The following is a 5496-nucleotide window of genomic DNA, read 5'->3' on the forward strand; positions in this document are numbered from 1 at the left end:
CTGGGCCGCTGGCGTGCCGACGGCACCCTGGAATACCTGGGGCGCAACGATTTCCAGGTGAAGATCCGCGGTTTCCGTATCGAGCTGGGCGAGATCGAGGCGAAGTTGCGCGACTGCGCCGGGGTGCGCGAGGCGGTGGTGATCGCACGCGAGGACGTCGAAAGCGACAAGCGGCTGATCGCCTACGTGGTCGCGCAGGAGCACACCGAGCTGTCGATCGCGGGTCTGCGCGAGGAGCTGTCGCAGGACCTGCCCGAGTACATGATCCCGAGCGCATGCGTGCTGTTGCCGGCCTTGCCGCTGACGCCGAACGGCAAGCTGGACCGCAAGGCGCTGCCGGCGCCGGACCAGGCCGCGGTGGCGAGCCGCGCGTACGAGGCGCCGATTGGCGATGCCGAACAGGCCATCGCCGAAGTCTGGCAGGCGCTGCTCGGCCTCGAACGTGTCGGCCGGCATGACCATTTCTTCGAATTGGGTGGGCATTCGCTGCTGGTGATCGGCGTCATCGAACAGTTGCGCCAACGCGGCCTGAGCCTCGACGTGCGCGCGATCTTCATGACCCCGACGCTGAGCGCGCTCGCCGCGCAGCTCGGTGGCAGCGCGCAGACGCCCGAACGCGGCGAAGTGCCACAGAACCGGATCACGCCGGCGACCACGGCAATCACGCCGGACCTGCTGCCGTTGGTGGACATGACGCAGGACGAGATCGACGGCATCGTCGGCCACGTGCCCGGCGGCGTGGCCAACATACAGGACATCTATCCGTTGGCGCCGCTGCAGGAAGGCATTCTGTTCCATCACCTGCTGGAGAACGAAAGCGGCGGCGACACCTATCTGCTGAACACGATGGTGGCCTTCGATGGCCGCGAACGCCTGGACGCGTTCCTGGCCGCTCTGCAGCGCGTGATCGACCGCCATGACATCCTGCGCAGCGCGATGCACTGGCAGGATCTGGCCACGCCGGTACAGGTCGTTCAGCGGCGAGCGACGTTGCCGATCCACGAACTGCTGCTGTCGGACGATAGTCCTGCACAGGCGCAATTGCTGGCCCATGCCGATCCGCGGCGCATGCGGCTGGATCTGCGGCAGGCCCCGATTCTGGCAGCGCATATCGCACGTGATCCCGCAACCGGCGAATGGCTGCTCGCGCTGCTGAATCACCACATCACCTGCGACCATATCGCGCAGGACTTGATCCTGTCCGAGATCCAGATGCTGCTGCAGGGTCGGCAAGACGCGCTGCCGGCCCCGATGCCTTATCGCGATTTCATCGCTCGCACGCTGGCGGTGTCGGAAGCCGAGCACGAGACGTACTTCCGTAGCCAGCTGGCCGACGTCGACGAACCGACCGTGCCGTTCGGCGTCCTGAGCGTACAAGCCGACGGGAACGGCGACATCGACGAAGCGCGCGCGCGGATCGACACTGCGCTTTCGCGCCGCATCCGCGACAGCGCACGTCAGCACGGCGTGGCTCCAGCCGTGCTGTTCCACGTGGCGTGGGCGCAGGTGCTGGCCCAGTGCAGCGGCCGCGACGATGTGGTGTTCGGTACGGTGCTGTCTGGCCGCTTGCAGGAAGCCGAAGCTGCCGAACATGTCGTTGGCATGTTCATCAACACCCTGCCGGTGCGCATTCCGTTGGCGGGTGTCGGCGTCGCCGACGCCGTGCGCGATACCCACCGCCGGCTCGCGGAATTGCTGCCGCACGAGCAGACGCCATTGGCGCTGGCGCAACGCTGCAGCGGCATCCAGCCGCCGCTGCCTCTGTTCGCGGCGCTGTTCAATTATCGCCACAGCCACGAGGTGAGCCACCCCGACGATATTGCGGCGCGGGTGTCGGCATGGGAAGGCGTCTGGGTCCTGGGCGGATATGCAAGAACCAACTATCCGTTGACCGTATCGGTGGACGATTTCGGACAGGACTTCGGCCTGGCCATCTGGTCCGCGCCGGGCATCGATAGTGCGCGCCTGCTTCGGTACATGGAAATCGCTGTCGCCGGGTTGACCGATGCGTTGGCGGATGCTCCGGCCATGCCGCTGCTGGGCCTCGACATCCTGCCGGCGGCCGAACGCGAACAGGTGCTGGTTGGGTTCAACGCCACGCGCGCGGAGTATCCGCAAGACGCGACGATCTGCGCCCTGTTCGAGTCGCAGGCCGCACGAGACCCGGACGCGGTCGCACTCGAGTGCGAAGGACGGTGTCTTAGCTACGACGCATTGAACAGTCGCGCGAATCGGCTCGCACATCGCCTGATCGCGGCAGGCGTACGTCCCGACGACCGCGTCGCGATCTTCGCCGAGCGCGGCCTGGCGATGGTCGTGGGCATGCTCGGCGTGCTGAAGGCGGGCGGGGCCTACGTGCCGATGGATCCGGCGTATCCCGCCGAGCGCCTAGCCTACATGATGGCGGATGCCGAGCCGATCGCACTGCTGACCGAAGCCGAATCGCGCGATGCGCTTGCGTTGCCCGCCGCGATGCAGTGCCCTGTGTTGATGCTGGACGATGACGAAAGGGGAGCGTTGCCGGAGCATTCGGCCAATCCACTCGTCGCGGGCCTGACATCGCGGCATCTGGCTTACGTGATCTATACCTCCGGTTCGACCGGCCGGCCGAAAGGCGTGATGGTCGAGCATCGCAATGTGTTGCGGCTGGTCATCAACAATCCCTACGCGCCGATCGGGCCGGACGACTGCATCGGCCACTGCTCAAATCCGGCATTCGATGCGTCCACTTGGGAAATCTGGGCGGCCTTGCTCAATGGCGCGCGATCGCTGGTGGTGCCGCAGCGGATCGTGCTCGATCCGCAGGCCCTGAATCAGGCGCTGGTCGACGGCAATGCGACCGCACTGTGGTTGACCGCCGGCCTGTTCAACGAATACGTGAATGCCCTAGGCCTGGCATTCGCCGGCCTGAAATACCTGCTGATCGGCGGCGACGTGCTGGATCCGCGCAGGGTCGCGCGGGTGTTGAACGGCGCGCAGCCGCCACGGCATCTGATCAACGGCTATGGCCCTACCGAAACGACCACGTTCGCGACTACGTTCGCGATCGAAGCGCTGCCGGACGGGGCACGCACGATTCCGATCGGTAGGCCGATCGCTAACACGCAGGCATACGTACTGGGCACGCATGGCGAAGCGATACCGGTCGGCGTCGTCGGCGAACTGCACATCGGCGGCGCCGGCGTGGCGCGCGGCTATTTGAACAACGCCGCACTGACCGCCGAGCGCTTCCTGCGCGATCCGTTCTCCGCAGAACCCGGTGCTCGGATGTACAGGACCGGCGATCTGGCACGCTGGCTGCCTGACGGCAATCTCGAATATCTCGGACGCAACGACTGCCAGGTGAAGATTCGCGGATTCCGTATCGAACTCGGCGAGATCGAGACGACGCTGCGCGCGTGCGCGGACGTCTGCGAGGCGGTCGTGAGCGCGCGCGAAGACGCGTCCGGCGACAAGCGGCTTGTCGCCTACGTGGTGCCGCGTGGCGGCGCCGATCCGTCGACACTGGACCTGCGCGCAGTCTTGGCGCGGGAATTGCCGGACTACATGATTCCTGCAGCATTCGTGTATCTGGATGCGCTTCCGCTCACGCCGAACGGCAAGCTGGACCGGAAGAGTCTGCCGGCACCGGACCAGGCGGCCGTCGCAAGCCGCGACTATGAACCCCCGGTCGGCGACATCGAGCAGACCATCGCCGGCATCTGGCAGGAACTGCTGGAACTGGAGCAGGTGGGGCGCCACGACCATTTCTTCGAACTGGGCGGGCACTCACTGCTGGCGGTGCGTCTGACGACACGCCTGCGTACGGCGTTGGGGACGGAGGTGGCATTGCGCGACGTGTTCGCGCAGCCGACGCTGGCAATGCTGGCGCGGACGGTCTCCGGCGCGGCACCGTCCCACGGCGCGATCGTGCCCATTTCTCGCGACCAGGCATTGCCCGTGTCGTGGTCCCAGCAGCGGCTGTGGTTTCTCGACCGGCTCGATCGCGCGGCCGGTGCGGCGTACCACATCCCGGCGGCGCTGCGGCTCAGTGGCGACTTGAACCGTGTCGCGCTGCAGGCGAGCCTGGACGGCGTCGTGGCCCGGCACGAGGTCTTGCGTACGCGCTTCGTCGATATCGAAGGCACTCCGCATCAGGCGATCGCGCCGGCGGAAAGCGGTTTCGCGTTGACCGAGCACGATCTGCGCGATCTCGATGCCACCGCGCAGGCCGCTGCTGTGGCCGAGTGGAGCGCCGACGAAGCGCGTGCGTCGTTCGACCTTGCCATGGGCCCTCTGATCCGAGGACGTCTGTTGAGGCTGGCCGAAGACGAACACGTGCTGTTGGTCACGCAGCACCATATCGTGTCCGACGGTTGGTCGATCGGCGTCTTGGTGCGTGAAGTCAGCGCCTTGTACACGGCGTTCTGCCAGGGCGAGCCCGATCCGCTGCCGCCGCTGCCGATCCAGTATGCCGACTATGCGGCATGGCAACGGCAATGGCTGCAGGGCGACGTGCTCCAGGGCCAGCTGGATTTCTGGCGCGAGCACTTGAACGGCGCACCGGCATTGCTTGAGCTGCCGACCGATCGGCCGCGGCCGGCGGTGCAGAGCTATCGCGGCGACCGTATCGAGATCCGGTTGCCGGAAAAACTCAGCGTATCGCTGCACGCACTGTCGCAACGCCACGACGTGACCTTGTTCATGGTCCTGCAGGCGTCCTGGGCGGTGCTGCTGGCACGCCTGAGCGGACAGGATCAGGTCGTGATCGGCAGCCCGGTCGCCAACCGCCCGCGCGCGGAGATCGAGCCGCTGATCGGCTTCTTCGTCAATACGCTGGCGTTGCGCGTGGATCTGGCCGCCGATCCGAGCGTGGCCGAACTGCTCGCGCAGATCAAGGCCACCACGCTCGGGGCCTACGCGCACCAGGATCTGCCGTTCGAACAGGTCGTGGAGGCGCTGCGACCCGAGCGCAATCTGGGCCACAACGCGTTGTTCCAGGTGTGGTTGAACTTGAACAACACGCCCAACGATGCCTTGAGCCTGCCGGGCCTGACCCTGTCCACGATCGACACCGAACAGCGTACCGCGCGCGTCGACTTGTCGTTGTCGCTGACTGATCTAGGCGATGGCCTGATCGGTAGCCTCGTCTATTCCACGGACCTGTTCGACCGCAGCACGGCGGGACGCATCCTCGGACATTGGACAACGCTGCTCGAGGCGATGGTCGGCGACGGTGTGCAGACGGTGAGCCGCTTGCCGTTGCTGTCTTCGGCCGAGCGCCAGCAGATGCTGTTTGCTTTCAACGCGACCGATACCGCATATCCGCACTTGGCGACGATCCACGGCCTGTTTGAAGCGCAGGCGGCGCGGCAGCCGGACGCCGACGCGCTGGAGTACGCCGGTGACCGGCTGAGCTACGCGGCGCTGAACCGACGCTCGAACGCGGTGGCGCATCGCCTGATCGCCATGGGCGTGACCCCCGGCGACCGGGTCGCGATCTGTGCCGAGCGCAGC

1 protein-coding gene is annotated in these 5496 nt (G+C 66.4%); it reads left to right on the forward strand.

The features are described 5' to 3' along the window. Positions 1 to 57: 57 nt before the first annotated feature. On the forward strand, positions 58 to 5496 hold a 5439-nt coding region (locus VDQ83_RS18575; RefSeq protein ID WP_455436011.1), incomplete at its 3' end, for an amino acid adenylation domain-containing protein.

The organism is Xanthomonas sp. WHRI 7945 (assembly GCF_035026585.1).